The sequence below is a fragment of the Pseudomonas sp. D2002 genome (genome assembly GCF_013385735.1).
In the GTDB taxonomy this organism is placed as follows: domain Bacteria; phylum Pseudomonadota; class Gammaproteobacteria; order Pseudomonadales; family Pseudomonadaceae; genus Aquipseudomonas.
In genome coordinates this window covers 74,016-90,347 of the sequence record NZ_JACAPL010000013.1, presented here as the reverse complement: position 1 = coordinate 90,347, position 16,332 = coordinate 74,016, and the positions used below count along the sequence as shown (strand labels likewise).

11 protein-coding genes are annotated in these 16,332 nt (G+C 60.8%); 7 read left to right on the top strand and 4 right to left on the bottom strand.

Going from position 1 to position 16,332, the window contains the following annotated elements; genetic code table 11:
• The first annotated feature begins 43 nt into the window (after positions 1 to 43).
• The 4 genes from lon to HX783_RS23720 all read left to right on the top strand — a co-directional run bounded on the left by lon (position 44) and on the right by HX783_RS23720 (position 6,197).
• Positions 44 to 2,440: an endopeptidase La gene (lon, locus tag HX783_RS23735; RefSeq protein WP_159957784.1), complete on the top strand. Its 2,397-nt coding sequence runs from the start codon at positions 44 to 46 to the stop codon at positions 2,438 to 2,440.
• Between the two features lie 148 nt (positions 2,441 to 2,588).
• Positions 2,589 to 2,861, top strand: coding sequence for an HU family DNA-binding protein (locus tag HX783_RS23730; RefSeq protein WP_003174819.1), 273 nt, complete (start codon positions 2,589 to 2,591; stop codon positions 2,859 to 2,861).
• A gap of 232 nt (positions 2,862 to 3,093) precedes the next feature.
• On the top strand, positions 3,094 to 4,968 hold the full coding sequence (locus HX783_RS23725; protein WP_177018444.1) for a SurA N-terminal domain-containing protein: 1,875 nt from the start codon (positions 3,094 to 3,096) through the stop codon (positions 4,966 to 4,968).
• Positions 4,969 to 5,384: 416 nt separating this feature from the next.
• Positions 5,385 to 6,197 (top strand): DUF2242 domain-containing protein, encoded by an 813-nt coding sequence (locus tag HX783_RS23720; protein WP_177018443.1) that lies wholly within the window; start codon positions 5,385 to 5,387, stop codon positions 6,195 to 6,197.
• 1 nt (position 6,198) lies between these two features.
• Here HX783_RS23720 and aceE read toward each other — a convergent pair whose 3' ends face one another.
• The gene (gene aceE / locus HX783_RS23715; protein WP_177018442.1) at positions 6,199 to 8,859 is read right to left on the bottom strand and encodes a pyruvate dehydrogenase (acetyl-transferring), homodimeric type; all 2,661 of its coding nucleotides are present in this window, start codon (positions 8,857 to 8,859) and stop codon (positions 6,199 to 6,201) included.
• Positions 8,860 to 9,004: 145 nt separating this feature from the next.
• On the opposite strand from aceE, the gene HX783_RS23710 reads away from it, so the two are divergent.
• Entirely contained in the window at positions 9,005 to 9,475 is a 471-nt protein-coding gene (locus HX783_RS23710; protein ID WP_177018441.1) for a MarR family winged helix-turn-helix transcriptional regulator, read from the top strand.
• Between the two features lie 127 nt (positions 9,476 to 9,602).
• Here HX783_RS23710 and HX783_RS23705 read toward each other — a convergent pair whose 3' ends face one another.
• The 3 genes from HX783_RS23705 to HX783_RS23695 form a co-directional block, all read right to left on the bottom strand.
• Positions 9,603 to 10,604, bottom strand: coding sequence for a pyruvate dehydrogenase (locus HX783_RS23705; RefSeq protein WP_177018440.1), 1,002 nt, complete (start codon positions 10,602 to 10,604; stop codon positions 9,603 to 9,605).
• Between the two features lie 325 nt (positions 10,605 to 10,929).
• A complete protein-coding gene (locus HX783_RS23700; RefSeq protein ID WP_159957772.1) occupies positions 10,930 to 11,964 on the bottom strand; it encodes an AraC family transcriptional regulator in 1,035 nt (344 codons plus the stop codon).
• A gap of 4 nt (positions 11,965 to 11,968) precedes the next feature.
• Positions 11,969 to 13,099: a carbon-nitrogen hydrolase family protein gene (locus HX783_RS23695; RefSeq protein ID WP_159957770.1), complete on the bottom strand. Its 1,131-nt coding sequence runs from the start codon at positions 13,097 to 13,099 to the stop codon at positions 11,969 to 11,971.
• 213 nt (positions 13,100 to 13,312) lie between these two features.
• On the opposite strand from HX783_RS23695, the gene HX783_RS23690 reads away from it, so the two are divergent.
• Together HX783_RS23690 and HX783_RS23685 are read left to right on the top strand one after the other, a co-directional pair.
• Positions 13,313 to 15,352 carry an NADPH-dependent 2,4-dienoyl-CoA reductase gene (locus tag HX783_RS23690; RefSeq protein ID WP_177018439.1) on the top strand — a complete coding sequence of 680 codons (2,040 nt, stop codon included), beginning with the start codon at positions 13,313 to 13,315 and terminating at the stop codon, positions 15,350 to 15,352.
• A gap of 57 nt (positions 15,353 to 15,409) precedes the next feature.
• Positions 15,410 to 16,300 (top strand): 1-aminocyclopropane-1-carboxylate deaminase/D-cysteine desulfhydrase, encoded by an 891-nt coding sequence (locus HX783_RS23685; RefSeq protein ID WP_177018438.1) that lies wholly within the window; start codon positions 15,410 to 15,412, stop codon positions 16,298 to 16,300.
• Positions 16,301 to 16,332 lie beyond the last annotated feature (32 nt).

Sequence of the window (16,332 nt, the reverse complement as noted above, 5' to 3'; positions counted from 1 at the left end):
CTTGGTTTCAAGCTTACTTTTCAACTGTCATAGAGGCGAAATCATGAAGACAACCATCGAATTGCCTCTCCTGCCGTTGCGTGATGTCGTCGTCTATCCGCACATGGTTATCCCGCTGTTCGTGGGGCGCGAGAAGTCTATCGAAGCCCTCGAGGCCGCGATGACGGGCGACAAGCAAATCCTGCTGTTGGCCCAGAAGAATCCAGCTGATGATGATCCAGGCGAAGATGCCCTGTATCGCGTTGGTACAATTGCCACTGTTCTGCAATTGCTCAAGCTGCCTGATGGCACCGTCAAGGTGTTGGTGGAAGGTGAGCAGCGTGGTGCGGTGGAGCGTTTCATGGAGGTGGATGGCCACCTGCGCGCCGAAGTGGCGCTGATCGACGAAGTCGAAGCCCCTGAGCGCGAATCCGAAGTGTTTGTGCGCAGCCTGCTCTCGCAGTTCGAGCAGTATGTGCAGCTGGGCAAGAAAGTCCCGGCTGAAGTCCTGTCTTCCCTCAACAGCATTGATGAGCCAAGCCGCTTGGTCGACACCATGGCCGCGCACATGGCGCTGAAAATCGAGCAGAAGCAAGACATCCTCGAAATCATCGACCTGTCTGCCCGTGTCGAACACGTACTGGCACTGTTGGATGGCGAGATCGACCTGTTGCAGGTTGAGAAACGCATCCGTGGTCGCGTGAAGAAACAAATGGAGCGCAGCCAGCGCGAGTACTACTTGAATGAGCAGATGAAGGCCATTCAGAAAGAACTCGGCGACAGCGAAGAAGGCCACAACGAAATCGAAGAGCTGAAAAAGCGCATCGATGCTGCCGGCCTGCCCAAAGACGCCCTGACCAAGGCGACTGCCGAGCTGAACAAGCTCAAGCAAATGTCGCCGATGTCGGCCGAAGCCACCGTGGTTCGCTCCTACATCGATTGGCTGGTGCAGGTGCCGTGGAAGGCCCAGACCAAAGTGCGCCTAGACCTGGCCCGTGCCGAAGATATCCTCGACGCCGACCACTACGGCCTCGAAGAAGTCAAAGAGCGCATCCTCGAATACCTCGCCGTGCAAAAGCGCGTGAAGAAAATTCGTGGCCCGGTGTTGTGCCTGGTCGGTCCTCCGGGTGTGGGTAAAACGTCGCTGGCTGAGTCGATTGCCAGCGCCACCAACCGTAAATTCGTACGCATGGCCCTTGGTGGCGTGCGTGACGAGGCGGAAATTCGTGGTCATCGCCGTACCTACATCGGTTCGATGCCAGGAAGATTGATTCAAAAGATGACAAAGGTCGGCGTGCGCAACCCGCTGTTTTTGCTCGATGAAATCGACAAGATGGGCAGCGACATGCGTGGCGATCCGGCCTCGGCGTTGCTCGAGGTGCTCGACCCGGAGCAGAACCATAATTTCAACGACCATTACCTGGAAGTCGACTACGACCTGTCCGATGTAATGTTCCTGTGCACCTCCAACTCCATGAACATTCCGCCAGCGTTGCTGGACCGGATGGAGGTGATTCGTCTGCCGGGTTACACCGAAGACGAGAAGATCAACATCGCCGTCAAATACCTCGCGCCCAAGCAGATTTCGGCCAACGGCCTGAAAAAAGGCGAGATCGAGATTGGCGTCGAAGCGATCCGTGACATCGTTCGCTACTACACCCGCGAGGCCGGTGTACGGGGCCTGGAGCGCCAGATCGCGAAGATCTGCCGCAAGGCGGTCAAAGAGCATGCACTGGAAAAACGCTTCTCGGTGAAGGTGGGGGCCGACGACCTGGAACACTTCCTGGGCGTGAAAAAATTCCGTTATGGCCTGGCTGAACAGCAGGACCAGGTAGGGCAGGTGACTGGCTTGGCGTGGACCCAGGTGGGCGGCGAATTGCTGACCATCGAAGCCGCGGTGATTCCAGGCAAAGGCCAGCTTATCAAAACCGGTTCGCTGGGTGACGTGATGGTCGAATCCATCACGGCCGCGCAGACCGTGGTGCGCAGCCGCGCCAAGAGCCTGGGGATCCCCCTGGACTTCCACGAGAAGCACGACACCCACATCCATATGCCGGAAGGGGCGACCCCGAAAGACGGCCCCAGCGCTGGCGTAGGCATGTGCACGGCCCTGGTGTCGGCATTGACTGGCATTCCTGTGCGAGCCGATGTGGCAATGACGGGTGAAATTACTCTGCGCGGTCAGGTATTGGCCATCGGTGGTCTGAAAGAGAAATTGCTCGCAGCACATCGAGGTGGAATCAAGACGGTGATCATTCCTGAAGAGAATGTTCGCGACTTGAAGGAAATTCCTGACAACATCAAGCAGGATCTTCAGATTAAACCGGTTAAATGGATTGACGAGGTCCTGCAAATTGCGCTGCAATACGCGCCGGAGCCCTTGCCGGATGTGGCTCCGGAGATTGTCGCGAAGGATGAAAAACGCGAGTCTGATTCCAAGGAAAGAATTAGCACGCATTAATGCGATTAAGCCGGGTGGCTTCCTTGACAGCTTTTTAGAGCCCTTGTTATAAAGCGGCTCTTAAGTGTCTGTAGGCCATTCAGCACTGGTTTTTGCTTTCACCAAAAAACTTAGAATCATACTCAATAGATATATAAGGGGACTTAGAGTGAACAAGTCGGAACTGATTGATGCTATCGCCGCATCCGCTGATATCCCGAAAGCTGCTGCTGGCCGTGCGCTGGACGCAGTAATCGAATCCGTCACTGGCGCTCTGAAGGCCGGCGACTCCGTGGTACTGGTAGGCTTCGGTACTTTCTCTGTGACTGACCGCCCAGCTCGCACTGGCCGTAACCCACAGACCGGCAAAGCACTGCAAATCGCTGCTGCCAAGAAACCAGGTTTCAAAGCCGGTAAAGCCCTGAAAGAAGCCGTTAACTAAGCTTCGCTCAAGCCTTACCTACCCGGGTCAGACGCAGGTCTGGCCTGGCAGCGGAGCGGCAGCCGACCCAGTTATCCATCGGGTCGCCACGGCCTGGGGTGTTGGTTCAAACCCCCGTCCGCTCCGCCAGTTACGAGAAGGCGCATCCTCGGATGCGCCTTTCTTCTATCCGGACTCTACCCACGCTCCACGGTTGCCTAATTTTTGAAGATCAACCGTTTCTGGGGGACGCATGCTGCAAAATATCAGGGACAATTCACAAGGCTGGATTGCCAAGACCATTATCGGGATCATCGTCGCATTGATGGCGTTCACCGGTATCGAGGCCATTTTCCAGGCTTCGACCAACAACAAGCAGGACGTGGCCAAGGTCAATGGTGAAGAAATCACCCAAACCGAATTGAGCCAGGCCGTCGACATGCAACGTCGCCAGCTGATGCAACAGCTGGGCAAGGATTTCGATGCTTCCCTGCTGGACGAAAAACTGCTGCGCGATGCGGCCCTCAAAGGGCTGATCGATCGCAAACTGTTGCTGCAAGGCGCTGCTGATTCCAAGTTCGGCTTCTCGGAAGCTGCTCTGGATCAGGTGATCCTGCAGACTCCGGAATTCCAGGTGGACGGCAAGTTCAGCGCCGAACGCTTTGACCAGGTGATCCGTCAACTGGGCTACAGCCGTATGCAATTCCGTCAGATGCTGACCCAGGAAATGCTGATCGGCCAGGTTCGCGCAGGTCTCGCCGGCAGCGGTTTCGTCACCGACGCCGAGGTGCTGGCATTCGCCCGTCTGGAAAAACAGACCCGCGATTTCGCCACCGTCAACATCAAGGCCAACCCTGCGGCGGTGAAGCTCACCGACGATGAGGTCAAGGCTTACTACGACCAGCACGCCAAAGAGTTCATGACCCCGGACCAAGTCGTCATCGACTACCTGGAACTGAAGAAGTCTTCCTTCTTCGACCAGGTCACCGTGAAGGACGATGAACTGCAGGCTGCCTATCAGAAAGAAACCGCCAACCTCGCTGAACAGCGTCGTGCCGCGCACATTCTGATTGAAGTCAACGACAAGACCACCGACGCGCAAGCCAAGGCCAAGATCGAAGAAATCCAGGCACGCCTGGCCAAGGGTGAGAAGTTCGAAGCCCTGGCCAAGGAGTTTTCCCAGGATCCAGGTTCGGCCAACAATGGCGGCGACCTCGGCTTTGCCGGCCCGGGTGTCTACGACCCGGACTTCGAAACGGCCCTGTACGCCTTGAACAAGGACCAGGTGTCGGCGCCGGTGCGCACCACGTTCGGTTGGCACTTGATCAAACTGTTGGGCGTTGAAGCACCCCAAGTGCCATCGTTCGCCAGCCTGAAAGACAAGCTGACCCGCGAGCTCAAGACCCAGCAAGTTGAGCAGCGCTTTGTCGACGCCTCCAAGCAATTGGAAGATGCGGCATTCGAAGCCTCCGACCTGGCCCAGCCGGCGTCCGACCTGAAGCTGACCGTGCATACCTCCGCGCCATTTGGCCGTGAAGGTGGCGAAGGTGTTGCAGCCAACCGTGCTGTAGTCACCGCGGCATTCAGCCCGGAAGTCCTGGATGAGGGTGCCAACAGCACCGCCATCGAGCTGGACCCGGAAACCATCATCGTGCTGCGCGCCAAAGAACACTTGAAGCCTACGCAACTGCCACTGGAAAGCGTCTCTGCCGCGATCCGTACGCAGATGACCAAGGAGCGCGCCAGCGCGGCTGCCAAGGCTCACGCTGACGAGTTGATCGCCAGCCTGCGTGATGGCAAGACCCCGCTGAACCAGCCGATCGACGGCCAGGCCTGGAAAGTCACTGAAGCGGCTACCCGTAGCGCGGAAGGGATCGAGCCTGCGGTGCTGCAAGCCCTGTTCCGCATGCCTAAGCCTGCGTCCAAGGACAAGCCGACCTTCACCACGGTAACCCTGGCTGACGGTAGCCTGGTGATCGTGCGCTTGAACGGTGTCAACGAAGCCGCTGCGCCTACGGACGAAGAAAAGGCGCAATACCGCCGCTTCCTCGCTTCGCGTATTGGCCAGCAAGACTTCGCGGCCTACCGCAAGCAGCTGGAAACCAAGGCTGACATCAAGAAGTTCTGATTGATCGTTCCCACGCTCTGCGTGGGAACGCCGCCTTGGACGCTCCGCGTCCCGCTGTAGAGTGACGCGCAGCGTCACGGGATGCATGCCCACGCAGAGCGTGGGAACGATCAGCCCCCGGTCTGTAAAGGACCGGGGGCTTTTTTTTAGCTGCGTTTCAGGCTGCCGACCAAGGCCAACAGCATCAATAGCACGACCGCCCATGCAAAGGCGCCCACGCCCCAGCCTTGCAGCAATACCCCATCAAGTCGCCATGCCTCGGCAAAACTGCGCGTATTTATTGACCATATGGGCGCCGGGCTTTTTCCTGCAGGCGCCGTTCTGTAGGCCTGTGACGTTTTACCGACAGGAATGCGCGCGCCAAGGCCTCGTTCTGTTGCACAATACCGCCCGGACTGTTTTCCTCAGGATTTTCAATGTCGACATCATTTCACTTGCGTAGCCTCGGGCTGGCGCTGGTGCTGGCGGGCGCCGCGGGCTGCTCGTCACCCAAGACCGCTATTTATGAACATGAGAATTTCGACGACTCCGGTACGTTCTCCCGTGATTACCCGGTCAGCGATGTGGCGGCCTGTGAAGCGGCGCGACGTGCGCTGTTGAGCCAGGGTTACATCATCACCAGCAGCGACCCCAAGCTGGTGGTGGGTAACAAGAGCTTCCAGCAGACCGGCGAGACCCATTTGCAGATCAGCTTCAACGTGGTGTGTGCCAACGATGGCAAAGGCAATAACCACTCGACGATGTTTGCCAACGCCTTGCAGGATCGCTATGCGCTGAAGAAGGTCAACAACTCCGCGAGCCTGGGTGTGGGCGTGTTGGGCTCGGTGTCGATGCCGATTGGCTCCACCGATGACTCGATGGTCAAGGTGGCGAGTGAGACGGTTTCGGCGCCGAAGTTCTACGACCGTTACTTTGCGCTGGTGGATGTGTTCCTGCCGCAGGAAGTGAAGAAGGCCGAGCACATTCCTGAAAAGCCCAAGGCTGAGCTCGGGGTGCCGGAACCCAAGGCCGCTCCGGTTGCGGAGAAGGTCGAGGCACCGAAGGACGCAACGCCAGCGCCTGCCGCTGCACAACCGTTGGCACCGCCTGCGGAGGCCGCACCGATTGCGCCACAGGCCGAACCCGAACCGGCTCCGGCACCCGCTCCGACCACGCCGACCACGCCGACCACGCCGACCTTGCCGGCGCCGACAGAGGCGATTCCTCCGCTGCCGACGCCTGCGCAGTAACTCAGACCGCTACGGGGTTCGCCTTGTCGACGTTGATCCCGTAGCGGTTGATCGCTTCACTGACGTTATCGCGTCCGATCACGCCGTCATCCGCCAGCGCCTTTAAAGCGGCGAGGACGATGAAGTGGCGATCCACCTCAAAGAATTCACGCAAGGTTTCCCGTGTGTCCGATTGCCCGAAACCATCGGTGCCCAGCGCCACAAAGCGGCGGGCGTGGACGAAGGGGCGAATCTGGTCGGCGAATAATTTCATGTAGTCCGTGGCGACCACCACCGGCCCGGTGTGCCCGGCGAGGCATTCCTCGACGTAGCTGCTGCGCGGCTCGCTCAGCGGGTGCAGCAGGTTCCAGCGCTCCGCCGCGTGCCCGTCCCGGCGCAACTCGGTCAGGCTGGTAACGCTCCACACGTCGCTGTGTATGCCGAAGTCCTTGGCGAGCAAGTCGGCGGCGGCGATCACTTCGCGCAAAATCGAACCACTGCCCATCAGTTGCACCTGCGCTTGCGGATGGCGGCTCAGCGGATACATGCCCTTGAGAATGCCATCCTCCACGCCTTCGGGCATCGCCGGGTGCGGGTAGTTTTCGTTGAGCAGGGTGATGTAGTAGTAAATGTCCTCCTGCTCGACATACATGCGCCGCATGCCCTCGCGAATAATCACCGCCAGCTCGTAGGCAAAGGTCGGGTCATACGACACACAGCAGGGAATGACCGACGACAGAATGTGGCTGTGGCCGTCGTCATGCTGCAAGCCTTCGCCCATCAATGTAGTGCGCCCGGCCGTAGCGCCGAGCAGGAAACCACGCGCCCGCGCATCGCCGGCCGCCCACGCCAGGTCGCCGACTCGTTGGAAGCCGAACATCGAGTAGAAAATGTAGAACGGCACGGTCATCAGGCCGTGGTTGCTGTAGGACGTACTCGCAGCGATCCACGAGGAAATGGCGCCGGATTCATTCAGGCCTTCCTGCATGATCTGTCCGTCTTTGCTCTCCTTGTAGTAGCTCAGTTGCCCGGCATCCTGTGGGGTATAGAGCTGGCCTACAGCAGAGTGGATGCCGATCTGACGGAACAGGCTTTCCATGCCGAAGGTGCGCGACTCATCCGGCACGATGGGTACGATCAGCTTGCCCAGGTGCGGATCCTTGAGCAGCATGCCGAGGATGCGCACGAACGCCATGGTGGTGGAGATGGCGCGCTCGCCCGTGTCTTTCAGCTGGGTGGCAAAGGCGCTCAGTTCGGGGATCTGTAATGACTCGACGGCCGTGTGGCGCGCGGGTACATAGCCGCCCAAGGCCTGGCGCCTGGCGGCGAAATAACGCGCCTCTTCACTGTCGGCGGCGGGTTTGAGGTAGGGGATTTCGTCGAGTTGGTCATCCGCCACTTCCAGCCCGAAGCGGTCGCGGAAGGCTTTTACGGCCTCGGCGCCCATCTTCTTCAACTGGTGGTTGATGTTCTGGCCTTCGCCGGCTTCGCCCATGCCAAAGCCCTTGACGGTCTTGGCCAGGATCACCGTCGGCTGGCCCTTGTGGCGCACGGCGGCCGCGTAGGCGTTGTAGACCTTGTCCGGGTCATGCCCACCGCGTGAGAGTTTCCAGATTTCGTCGTCGGACATGTCCGCAACCAGTGCCAGCAACTCCGGGTATTTGCCGAAGAAGTGCTCGCGTACATAGGCGCCGTTCTGCGATTTGTAGTTCTGATAATCGCCGTCCACGCATTCCATCATGCGTTGGCGCAGCAGGCCGCTTTGGTCTTTTTCCAGCAGCGCATCCCAGCCACCACCCCAGATCACCTTGATCACGTTCCAGCCGGCGGCGCGGTACAGGCTTTCGAATTCCTGGATGACTTTGGCATTGCCGCGCACCGGGCCGTCCAGGCGTTGCAGGTTGCAGTTGACCACGAAGATCAGGTTGTCGAGTTTCTCGCGGCCGGCCACGGAGATCGCCGCCAGGGATTCCGGCTGGTCCATTTCGCCGTCACCGAGGAATGCCCACACTTTGCGGCCTTGGTGTTGCTTGAGGTCACGAAACTCCAGGTAGCGCATGAAGCGCGCCTGGTAGGCCGCGGTGATCGGCCCGAGGCCCATGGACACAGTAGGGAATTGCCAGAAGTCCGGCATCAGCCGTGGGTGCGGGTAGGAGGACAGCCCCTCGCCAGCGGCCTCGCGGCGGAAGTTGTCCAGTTGCGCTTCGCTGATACGGCCTTCCAGGTAGGCGCGGCCGTAGATGCCCGGCGAGGAGTGACCCTGGATGTACACCAGGTCACCGTCGAATGTGTCGGTGCGCCCACGGAAGAAATGGTCGAAGCCTACGTCGTACAGCACGGCGGCTGACGCATAGGTCGCGATATGCCCACCCACACCGGAATGTTTGCCTGCGCGCAACACCATGGCCATGGCGTTCCAGCGAATAAACGCATTGGTGCGCCGCTCGATGGCGAGGTTGCCAGGGTAGGGCAACTGGCGGTCAACCGGGATGGTGTTGACGTAAGGCGTGGTCACCCGCCCGTAGAAGTCTCCATGGCGCGCAACGTCGAAATCCAGCAACTGATCAATCAGGTAGTGGGCGCGCGGGCGGCCTTCGGTGGACAGCACCGATTCGATGGACTCCAGCCATTCGCGGGTTTCCTGTGGATCGTCGTCCAGTCTTACTGCGTTATTCGGGGTCATGTGAGGCTCCAGGGTAGGCGGATTTCAAGCGGCGAGCTTCTTGTGGGAGTAACGCCAATGTAGTTGCAATTGCAACGACATGCCTGAATCTAGCGCGGGATGAGCTACTATTGCAACCTTCTTGAAATTCCCCGGATGGTGTTGCATGTCGTCGAAAGAGCCTGATGTATGGTTCCGTTTTGTCAGGGCCCACAGGACGGTCATCCGTGAAATCGAACGCCGTTTGGCGCAGGCCGACCTGCCGCCATATGCCTGGTATGACGCCTTGTGGGGCCTGGAAAGTGGCCCCGATGGCACCCGCCGTATGCACGAATTGGCCGACGTGCTGGCGATTGAGCGCTACAACCTGACACGCCTGGTGGACCGCCTGGAAAAAGACGGCCTGGTGGTGCGTTCGCGTTCTGACGGCGACGGCCGTGCGGCGTTTGCCTCGATCACCGACGCGGGTCGGGTGTTGCGTAAAAAGATGTGGACGATCTACGAAAGCACCGTGGACGAGCTGTTCCTGTCGCAAATCGAGCCCGAGCAGCGCCAGCTGTTTGCCGACACCCTGGAGCGCACGGCGGGGCTGGCCGTCGAGGCGGGCGAGCAGGTTCGAGGTCGACGCAAGATTTAAGACCCAATGAAGATCCAATGTGGGAGCGGGCTTGCTCGCGAAGAGGGAGTGTCAGTCAAGACATGCGGAGACTGACACACCGCATTCGCGAGCAAGCCCGCTCCCACATTTTTGAGCGTATTCCAATTCAGTTGAGTGCATACCGATCCATCGCCTTTTCTACCTGCCGCGCATCAAGACATCCCTCATCCACCAACGCCCTCAACGCACACACCACAATCCAGTAACAGCTGGGCGCAGACGCCTGCACCGAACCCGCGCCGAGCGCGACAAACCGCGCCTCCACATGCGCCGCCAGCTGATCGACAATCGCCTGCGGATAACCGGTGACGGCAATCACCGGCGCGCTGCTGCCGCTCAGGCACTCACGTAAATGGCAGCTCTGCCTGGGCGCTGTGGGGTGCAGTCGATTCCAGCGTTCGGCGGCGGCCGCTTCGCGCGCCAGTCGTGTGTAGCTGGGGCAGCTCCACAGCTGCGCCGTGATGTTCCAGTCCTGTTCCAGCAACTGTGCAGCCTCGGCAACTTCCACCAGCGCCCGGCCGGCACCCAGCAATCGCACCTGCCCTTGGCGACGTTGGATCGGGTACATCCCCTTGAGGGCATCGTCGCGATCCTGCGCATCCAGCGTCACCGCGCTGTCCTGGTCGTGCAGCGCCAGGTAATAAAACCCAGGCTTGCCCTCGACATACAGCGTGCGCAAACCCGCCAGCACAATCGCGCGGGCTTCCGCGCCGGACGCCGGGTCATACGGCGTGCAGCGCGGGTGGGTGGCCAGCCATAACGGCAGCGACGGTTGCGTGCCCCTGGGCCATGCAGACGGTTGGTTTTCGATGTCGTTGCACAGGATGCCGCGCTGCGCGGTCTCGTCCGACAGTGCACATAACTGCGCCGACGACGCCGCGCTGTGCAGGTACAACATGGGTTTTTCAGCGGTGTTGCGTGCGAACCAAACCGGCCAGCCGCCCACACGGCGGGAGCGTGACTGACCGCGGATCACCCAGGCCTGGCGGCTGAGTTCCAGGGTGTTGGCCATGGTCATGACGGTGTACAGCGGCGAACTGCTTGAGTGCGCAGCCGTGCTGAGTGCGTCGATACAGCGTTGGGCGGCATGGGCGGTAGAGGCGGGCATGGGACGAGCTCCTTGCAACAGAGGTTCGTACCCTAATGGAAATGTTGTTGCAATTGCAATGATTGCAATCGCACCTCAACACCCAGGTGCTAAATCTAGGCAACGCTGCTACGTTTTATCCTGAAGTGCAGGAACGTCATGGCGCCGACATTTTTTCGTCATCACGGCACTTTAGGCTGGCTGTGCAGGTCATTTATTGGCAGCTGCTTTAAACCCACAAGGAGTCCACCATGGACGATTACCAAGAAGAACTGCTGGAGTACCACGCGTTTGAGTTGGATCCGCTGGATCCGGTTGATGACGCTACCGAGCTGTAACACCGACTTCAGGCGGAATGCCGCTGACTGCGGCGAAATTCCCCTGGGGTCTGGTTGTTCCACCGCCTGAACGCCCGTTGAAACGCCTGGGCTGAGGCAAACCCGAGCAAGTAGGCGATCTCGCCGAACGCCAGCTCCGTATCGCGAATGTAGGTCATGGCCAAGTCGCGGCGGGTGTCGTTGAGAATCGCGCGAAACTGCGTGCCTTCATCGGCCAGTTTGCGGCGCAGCGTCCAGGTCGGCAGCTTCAAGCGTGCCGCCACTTCTTCCAGGTCGGGTTCCCGGCCACCATTGAGCATCGGCCCGAGCAAACGGGTAATGCGCTCGCGCAAGCTGCGGGTGCGGGTCAACTGCTCCAACTCTGCTTCACACAACTTCAACAACAGCTGCCAGGTACTCGGGCAATGCTGCGGGTTACGCAGTGCCAACGTGTTTTGGCTCAGGCGCAGTTGATTGGCCTCGGCGCCGAAGCTCACCGGGCTGTCGCCCAGCACGCTGTAGTGTTCGCTGTACTCGGGGGCTTCAAATTCGATGTCGATGCGCTGCGCCTGCACCGGTTGCAGCGCCACGCTGGATAACTGCTGCAGCCAGCCGGCGATGATCGAATCCACCACAAAGCGGTTATAGGCGTTGTACGGGCTGATGGAATAAAACCGCAGCCAGGCGCCTTCGGCATCCTCGTGAAAACTCGATTGCCCGCGGTAATTGGAGCCGTACAGCGCTTCAAAACGGGTCAAGGCACGCGCCGCTTCACGCACGTTGGGCGCTTGTGCGGCGGTGACGCCTGCCAGACCTGCCTGACTCAAACGGCTGAGCTGGCCCATGCGCAGGCCCAGGCCTGGGTCGCCGGTGAGCTGGATGGCTGCGTGGCCCAGGCGCATATAGCGCGGGATCGACAAGCGCGCGCCGGCTTCGGCCAGGCGTGCCGGGTCAAGGCCGTATTGCAGGAGCAGCGGTTGCGGGTCCAGGCCGTGGCTTTGAATAGCATCCGCCAAGGTGTGCACGAAACCCACCGACAGATCGCCAAGACGCACAGGCTTCAAGACGCTACAACCAGATATTCAGCAGGCGCGCGCCACGGGCACCGCTGTCGGCATTGATTTGCCCATTGCTGCTGAGAAAGCTGTGCCCGGCAGTGCCCAGATCCCAGAACTGCCCGCGCAGGAACACGCTCATGCCGGCAGTGGCCTGGCTGATCGGTTGCTGGCTGATCAGCGTGAGGCGACGCCAGGCTTCGCCTTCGCTGAGTTCTTCGGGTTTGAGGCTGATTTCGGGCGGCGTCGAAACGCTTTTGAAACCGCGCCATGGGCGGTCCCACGTCTCGCGGCCGGTCACAAACGCAGGCACGGCGACCAATTGCGCGCCTTGCTCGTTGAGTTTGCGGTAGTTGTCCGGGTACCAGCTGTCGCTGCCGATCAGGATGCCCAGGCGCCCGGCCGGGGTATCGACCACGCTGACGAGGTTTTCATCGCCCGGCTCGATAAAGCCGCGCTCATCGTAGATCGGATAGAACTGGCGCTGCGGCTGGCCCACCGGCAAGCCATCGGCACCAAACACCAGGCTGGCGTTGTACAGCGCACCATGGCCAATGTGCAGTTGCCCTTGTTCGACGGTCGGGTTGGGCAGGGCGATGGAGCCGGCCACCAGCGTCACGCCAAACTCTTTGGCCAACCCGCCGAACAGCACCTGATAGTCGCGGGCCATGGCGGGCGCTTTCATACGCAGGTAGGCGTCTTCCATGCGGTTATCGCCCTTGGCGCTGATCCACGCGCGTGCGAACTGCAGCGGGTTGCTGGCTGACAGCCAGTTCATCGCGTCCTTTAAATGGACCGCCTGATACAGCTCGTTCTTCTCGCCGCTGAGCATCAGCCAGGTGCCGATGTGTTCCGGCAGCACGACGATGGTCTTGCTGTTGATCAACCCTTGGTCCCGCGCCTTTTGCAGATAAGCCGCCAGCTTCAGGTGCAGGCGTTCCAGGCTCTGATAATCGGCGGGGAACAGCTCCGGCTGGATACCCAACAAGTTGCCACGATCAGCGGGCTGGCCTTCATTGACGGCCAAAGTGATGCGCAGGTCCGACAGGTAATGCGCCACAGGGCGCTCCTGGGTCCAGACCAGATACGCGGTGGTGGCGGCAACCAGGGCCATGACGAGGGTGAAGGCTAGAAGTTTACGCATGGGGCAACAGACAACAGACCGTGTGCAGGGTTCGTCGACTAGGGTAGGGCCCATGCACCGGCTTGCCAAGGGGCGCTGTGCATTTGGATCAATAAGTTGTCAGTTTCAGTCATTGAGCGGTAGTCCGCTGCCTCTTAGTCTGTGGGACATAAACCGATGGCAGGCCATTTCGAGCCTTCCACGTCCCGTGATGATCCGTTGTGGAGCTGTACCATGACCGCTGCTGCCTACCCGCACCTGCTGGCCCCGTTGGACCTGGGCTTTACCACCTTGCGCAATCGCACCCTGATGGGTTCGATGCACACCGGCCTTGAAGAAAAACCTGGCGGTTTCGAGCGCATGGCCGCCTATTTTGCCGAACGCGCCCGGGGTGGTGTCGGCCTGATGGTCACCGGCGGTATTGGCCCGAACGATGAGGGCGGCGTGTACGCCGGTGCCGCCAAGCTGACCACCGACGAAGAAGCCCAGAAACACAAGATCGTGACCCAGGCCGTGCACGCAGCGGGCGGCAAGATCTGCATGCAGATCCTCCACGCCGGGCGCTATGCCTACAGCCCCAAGCAGGTCGCACCGAGCGCGATCCAGGCACCGATCAACCCGTTCAAGCCCAAGGAGCTGGACGAGGAAGGCATCGAGAAGCAGATTCAGGACTTTGTCACCTGCTCGCTGCTGGCCCAGGTCGCCGAATACGACGGCGTGGAAATCATGGGCTCTGAAGGTTATTTCATTAACCAGTTCCTCGCCGCCCACACCAACCATCGCACTGATCGTTGGGGTGGCAGCTACGAAAACCGCATGCGCCTGGCGGTGGAAATCGTGCGCCGAGTGCGCGAGGCTGTCGGCCCGAACTTCATCATTATCTTCCGCCTGTCGATGCTTGACCTGGTGGAAGGCGGCAGTAGCTGGGAAGAAATCGTGCAGTTGGCCAAGGCCATCGAGCAGGCGGGTGCGACCCTCATCAACACCGGTATTGGCTGGCACGAAGCGCGTATCCCGACCATCGCCACCAAAGTGCCGCGTGGTGCGTTCAGCAAAGTCACCGCCAAGCTGCGCGGTGCGGTGCAGATTCCGCTGATCACCACCAACCGCATCAATACGCCGGAAATTGCCGAGCAGATCCTCGCCGAGGGCGATGCCGACATGGTCTCGATGGCGCGGCCGTTCCTGGCCGACCCCGACTTCGTCAACAAGGCCGCTGAAGGTCGCGCCGATGAAATCAACACCTGCATCGGCTGCAACCAGGCCTGCCTGGACCACACCTTCGGCGGCAAGCTGACCACCTGCCTGGTCAACCCGCGTGCGTGCTACGAGACCGAGCTGAACTACCTGCCGGTCAAGCAGATCAAGAAAATCGCCGTGGTCGGTGCCGGCCCCGCAGGCCTGGCGGCGGCCACCGTGGCGGCGGAGCGCGGCCATCAAGTGACCTTGTTCGACTCGGCCAGTGAAATCGGCGGCCAGTTCAATATCGCCAAGCGCGTGCCGGGCAAAGAGGAGTTCTTTGAAACCCTGCGCTACTTCAAGCGCAAATTGCAGACCACCCACGTCGAGGTATGCCTCAACACCCGTGTGGATGCCGCGCAACTGGCGGCGGGCGGTTACGACGAGATCATCCTGGCGACCGGCATTGCGCCGCGTACCCCGGCGATTCCGGGGATCGACAACGCCAAGGTGCTGAGCTACCTGGACGTTATCCTTGAGCGTAAGCCGGTGGGCAAGCGCGTGGCAGTAATTGGCGCTGGCGGTATCGGCTTCGACGTCTCCGAATTCCTCGTGCATGCAGGCGTGTCTACCAGCCTGGACCGTGAGGCGTTCTGGAAAGAGTGGGGCATCGACACCCAGCTGCAAGCCCGTGGCGGTGTGGCCGGTATCAAGCCTGCGCCGCATGCACCGGCCCGTGAAGTGTTCCTGCTGCAACGCAAGGCCTCCAAAGTTGGCGACGGCCTGGGCAAGACCACCGGCTGGATCCATCGCACGGGCCTTAAGAACAAGCGGGTGCAGATGCTCAACAGCGTCGAATACCTGAAGATCGATGACCAAGGCTTGCACATCCGCATCGGCGCCGACGGTGAGCCGCAAGTGCTGGCGGTGGACAACATCGTCATCTGCGCCGGCCAGGACCCGCTGCGCGAACTGCAGGATGGCCTGGTCGCCGCAGGCCAGAACGTGCACCTGATCGGCGGCGCCGATGTGGCAGCCGAACTCGACGCCAAGCGCGCCATCAACCAAGGCTCGCGCCTGGCGGCCGAGCTGTAAAACGCCAAAAGGGGCGGTGTTAGACTACCGCCCCTTTTTTCATTCAGATGCCACCCGATGGGCCCTTTCGACTGGCTTCCCCACGCACCGCTCGAACCTTTGCAGCTGGATTGGCTGAACGGCGTCGAGTTGGCTGTGCTGCGCCTGGACCGCATCGACCCGCTGATCAGCGGCAACAAGTGGTTCAAGCTCACCGAGCATCTGGCCCAGGCACGAACCGCCGGTGCCAGCGGGATCATCAGCCTTGGCGGCGCGCACTCCAACCACCTGCACGCCCTGGCGGCAGCAGGCAAACGTTTCGGTTTCCCCACCGTCGGCCTGTTACGCGGCCACCCTCAAGACACGCCCACTGTTCTCGACCTGAACACCTTCGGCATGCAGCTGCATTGGCTGGGGTATGGCGGCTATCGTGCGCGGCATGAGGCGGATTTCTGGCTGTCGTGGCACGCACAGTATCCGCAGTTCCATGCCGTGCCCGAAGGCGGCGGTGGAATAGCGGGTGCCTTGGGCTGCGCGGTACTGGTCGAGCAGGTGCGCGAGCAGTTGGGCAACCTGGGTTGGGCCGATTACGACGCGTGGTGGCTGGCGGCAGGCACCGGCACCACCGTGGCCGGGCTGGCGCTGGCAGAGGCGGGCGCGCACCCGGTGTACGGCGCAATGGCCGTGCCGGACGATCACGGCGTTGAGCGAAACGTGCAGGCCATCGTGCAGGGCGGTTATCAACTGCTGGACGCCAGCCGAGGTGGCTTCGCCAAAGTCGATCCGCTATTGCTCGCATTTATTGAGCACACCGAACAAGCCTCCGGCATGCCGTTGGAGCCGCTCTACACCGGCAAGGCCCTGCTGGCGCTCAAACACCAGATCGAGGCCGGACGCTTTGCCCCCGGCACCCGCCTGATCTTCGTGCACACCGGCGGCCTGCAAGGCCGCCGAGGGTTTGAAATCTAGCGATGCTCCCCTGTGGGAGCGGGCTTGCCCGC

Coding starts and splice junctions, on each gene's coding strand:
- HX783_RS23710 (WP_177018441.1), top strand. CDS start 9,005: ATGTCGTCGAAAGAGCCTGATGTATGGTTCCGTTTTGTCAGGGCCCAC.
- HX783_RS23685 (WP_177018438.1), top strand. CDS start 15,410: ATGGGCCCTTTCGACTGGCTTCCCCACGCACCGCTCGAACCTTTGCAG.
- lon (WP_159957784.1), top strand. CDS start 44: ATGAAGACAACCATCGAATTGCCTCTCCTGCCGTTGCGTGATGTCGTC.
- HX783_RS23720 (WP_177018443.1), top strand. CDS start 5,385: ATGTCGACATCATTTCACTTGCGTAGCCTCGGGCTGGCGCTGGTGCTG.
- aceE (WP_177018442.1), bottom strand. CDS start 8,859: ATGACCCCGAATAACGCAGTAAGACTGGACGACGATCCACAGGAAACC.
- HX783_RS23705 (WP_177018440.1), bottom strand. CDS start 10,604: ATGCCCGCCTCTACCGCCCATGCCGCCCAACGCTGTATCGACGCACTC.
- HX783_RS23690 (WP_177018439.1), top strand. CDS start 13,313: ATGACCGCTGCTGCCTACCCGCACCTGCTGGCCCCGTTGGACCTGGGC.
- HX783_RS23725 (WP_177018444.1), top strand. CDS start 3,094: ATGCTGCAAAATATCAGGGACAATTCACAAGGCTGGATTGCCAAGACC.
- HX783_RS23695 (WP_159957770.1), bottom strand. CDS start 13,099: ATGCGTAAACTTCTAGCCTTCACCCTCGTCATGGCCCTGGTTGCCGCC.